This window comes from Caballeronia sp. NCF2 (assembly GCF_023631205.1).
GTDB classification, from domain to species: domain Bacteria; phylum Pseudomonadota; class Gammaproteobacteria; order Burkholderiales; family Burkholderiaceae; genus Caballeronia; species Caballeronia zhejiangensis.
The window spans coordinates 1-3,273 of the sequence record NZ_JALQDN010000108.1; the positions used below are offsets into that span (position 1 = coordinate 1).

At 61.0% G+C, this 3,273-nt stretch carries 4 protein-coding genes; all 4 read right to left on the bottom strand.

Features of this window, described 5'->3' with window-relative positions; all coding sequences use genetic code 11:
* The gene (locus tag NCS02_RS36055) at positions 1 to 702 is read right to left on the bottom strand and encodes a succinate dehydrogenase iron-sulfur subunit (RefSeq protein WP_008354056.1); all 702 of its coding nucleotides are present in this window, start codon (positions 700 to 702) and stop codon (positions 1 to 3) included.
* A 21-nt stretch (positions 703 to 723) separates the two neighbouring features.
* Positions 724 to 2,499 carry a succinate dehydrogenase flavoprotein subunit gene (gene sdhA, locus NCS02_RS36060; RefSeq protein WP_250520760.1) on the bottom strand — a complete coding sequence of 592 codons (1,776 nt, stop codon included), beginning with the start codon at positions 2,497 to 2,499 and terminating at the stop codon, positions 724 to 726.
* A 5-nt stretch (positions 2,500 to 2,504) separates the two neighbouring features.
* Positions 2,505 to 2,873, bottom strand: a complete 369-nt coding sequence (sdhD, locus tag NCS02_RS36065) for a succinate dehydrogenase, hydrophobic membrane anchor protein (protein WP_008354058.1) — start codon at positions 2,871 to 2,873, stop codon at positions 2,505 to 2,507.
* A gap of 2 nt (positions 2,874 to 2,875) precedes the next feature.
* A partial coding sequence (gene sdhC / locus NCS02_RS36070; protein ID WP_250437927.1) for a succinate dehydrogenase, cytochrome b556 subunit occupies positions 2,876 to 3,273 on the bottom strand: 398 nt, incomplete at its 5' end.

Genomic DNA, 3,273 nt, shown 5'->3' on the forward strand with positions numbered 1-3,273 from the left:
TCAAACCGCCCGTCGCACCATCAATTCCTTGATCTTGCCGATCGCCTTGGTCGGGTTGAGCCCCTTCGGGCACACGTCGACGCAATTCATGATCGTGTGGCAACGGAACAGACGATACGGATCTTCCAGGTTATCGAGGCGTTCGCCCGTCGCCTGATCGCGGCTATCCGCGATGAAGCGATACGCCTGCAGCAAGCCCGCCGGTCCCACGAACTTGTCCGGGTTCCACCAGAAGCTCGGGCACGACGTCGAGCAGCTCGCGCACAGAATGCACTCGTACAAGCCATCGAGTTCATCGCGCTCGACGGGCGACTGCAGACGCTCCTTCTCGGGCGGCGGCGTATCGTTGATCAGATACGGCTTGATCGAATGATACTGATTGAAGAACTGCGTGAAATCGCAGATCAGATCGCGCACCACCGGCAGACCCGGCAGCGGACGCAGCACGATCTTCTGCGGCAGTTCGTTCAGATTCGTCAGGCACGCGAGGCCGTTCTTGCCGTTGATGTTCATCGCGTCCGAACCGCACACGCCTTCGCGGCACGAGCGACGGAACGACAGCGTCTCATCGACTTCTTTCAGCTTCACCAGCGCGTCGAGCAGCATGCGTTCATGCGTCAGATCGAGCTCGTAGCTCTGCATGCGCGGCGCCGCATCCTTGTCCGGATCGTAGCGATAGACTTCAAAAATTCTCTTTGCCATTTCGATTTCCTTGCGCTTTCCTTAGAAGGTACGCGCCTTGGGCGGCACCGATTCGACCGTCAGCGGCTTCATCTGCACCGGCTTGTATTCGAGGCGATCGCCTTCGCTGAACCACAGCGTGTGACGCATCCAGTTCTCGTCGTCGCGATGCTCGTAGTCGCTGTGCGCGTGCGCGCCACGGCTTTCCTTGCGCGCTTCGGCGGAGACCATCGTCGCGCGCGCGACTTCGATCAGATTCGCCAGTTCGAGCGCCTCGACCTTCGCGGTGTTGAACACCTTCGACTTGTCCTTCAGATGCACGTGCTTCACGCGCTCGGCGAGTTCGGCGATCTTGCCGACGCCTTCTTCGAGCAGCTTCGACGTGCGGAACACGCCCGCATGCGCCTGCATCGATGCGCGGATGTCGTTGGCGATGTTCTGCGTGTACTCGCCCGACGTCGACTTCTCCAGCACCGCGAGACGTTCCATCGCGAAGTCGGCGGCATCGGCCGGTAGCGGCTTGTGCTCCTTCAATTCCTTCGCGTGCTTGATGATGTGATTGCCCGCCGCGCGGCCGAACACGACGAGATCGAGCAGCGAGTTCGTGCCCAGACGATTCGCGCCGTGCACCGACACGCACGAGCATTCGCCAACAGCATAGAAGCCGTTGACCGGATCGTTGTAGCCCTTCGCGGTGCCCACGACCTGACCATGCATGTTCGTCGGAATGCCACCCATCTGATAGTGGATGGTCGGCACGACCGGAATCGGCTCCTTGATGCAATCGACGTTCGCGAACTTCAGCGCAATCTCGCGAATCGACGGCAGACGCTTCATGATCGTCTCGCCGCCGATGTGCGACAGATCGAGCAGCACGTGATCCTTGTTCGGGCCGACGCCGCGGCCTTCCTTGATCTCCTGATCCATCGAACGCGAAACGAAGTCGCGCGGCGCGAGATCCTTCAGCGTCGGCGCATAGCGTTCCATGAAGCGATCGCCATTCGAGTTACGCAGAATGCCGCCTTCGCCGCGCACGCCTTCGGTAATCAGCACGCCCGCGCCGGCGACGCCGGTCGGGTGGAACTGCCAGAACTCCATGTCCTGCAGCGCGATGCCCGAACGCGCGGCCATGCCGAGGCCGTCGCCCGTATTGATGAACGCATTCGTCGATGCCGCGAAGATACGGCCCGCGCCGCCCGTGGCGAACAGCGTCGTCTTGCCTTCGAGGATATAGACCTCGCCCGTTTCCATTTCGAGCGCGGTGACGCCGAGCACGTCGCCATCGGCGTCGCGGATCAGATCCAGCGCCATCCATTCGACGAAGAAGTGCGTTTTAGCCGCGACGTTCTGCTGATACAGCGTGTGCAGCAACGCGTGACCGGTACGGTCGGCGGCAGCGCATGCGCGTTGCACGGGCTTCTCGCCGTAGTTCGCCGTGTGGCCGCCGAACGGACGCTGATAGATCGTGCCATCCGGATTACGGTCGAACGGCATGCCCATGTGTTCCAACTCGTACACGGCGTTGGGCGCTTCGCGGCACATGAACTCGATCGCATCCTGATCGCCGAGCCAGTCGGAGCCCTTGATGGTGTCGTAGAAGTGATAGTGCCAGTTGTCTTCGCTCATGTTGCCGAGCGATGCGCCGATGCCGCCTTGCGCGGCCACCGTATGCGAGCGCGTCGGGAACACTTTCGAGAGCACCGCGACGGACAGACCCGCGCGCGCGAGCTGCAGCGATGCGCGCATGCCCGATCCGCCCGCACCGACGATGACCACGTCAAAGCGACGACGCGGCAGGGAAGTCTTGATTGCAGCCATGTTCTTTAAACTCTCCAGAGAATCTGTGCAGCGTAGCCGGCGCATCCGACGAGCCAGAGGATCGTCAGCACTTGCAGCAGCAGGCGCAGACCCATGGGCTTCACGTAGTCCATCCAGATGTCGCGAATGCCGACCCACGCGTGATAGAAGAGGCAAAGCAAGGCTACGAAAGTCGCGAGCTTCATCCACTGGGTCGCGAAGATGCCCGCCCAGCCTTCGTACGAGAAGTTGTGCGCCGCGAAGAACCAGAAGAGAAGAATGACGGTGTACACGGCCATCACGACCGCGGTGATGCGTTGCGCGAGCCAGTCGCGCAGACCATAGTGCGCGCCGACGACCAGGCGCTTGGGGCCGACCCGATTTTGCGTTGCCATGTTTAGAACACTCCGAAGATCTTGAGAGCCATCGCGAGCGTGAGCAACAGCGAGACGATCAGCACGATGAGCGCGCTTTGCTTGCCGCCTTGCTTGTTCACGCCGACGTGCGTGTCGAGCAGCAAGAAGCGGATACCCGCGCAGAAGTGATGCAGATACGACCACGACAACACGAGCGTGATGATCTTGACGATGGGGTTGGCGAGAAAGCCCTTGAACGCGTCGAACGAGATTTCCGACGTGAGGCTCTGATCGAGCAGATACAGGATGAACGGCAGACACACGAAGAGCAGCAGGCCGCTCACGCGATGCAGGATCGATACCTTGCCCGCCAGCGGCAAGCGATACTTCGCGATCTGACCGATCCCGATGTTCCGGTATTCCGGCCTTGGTTTTTTTA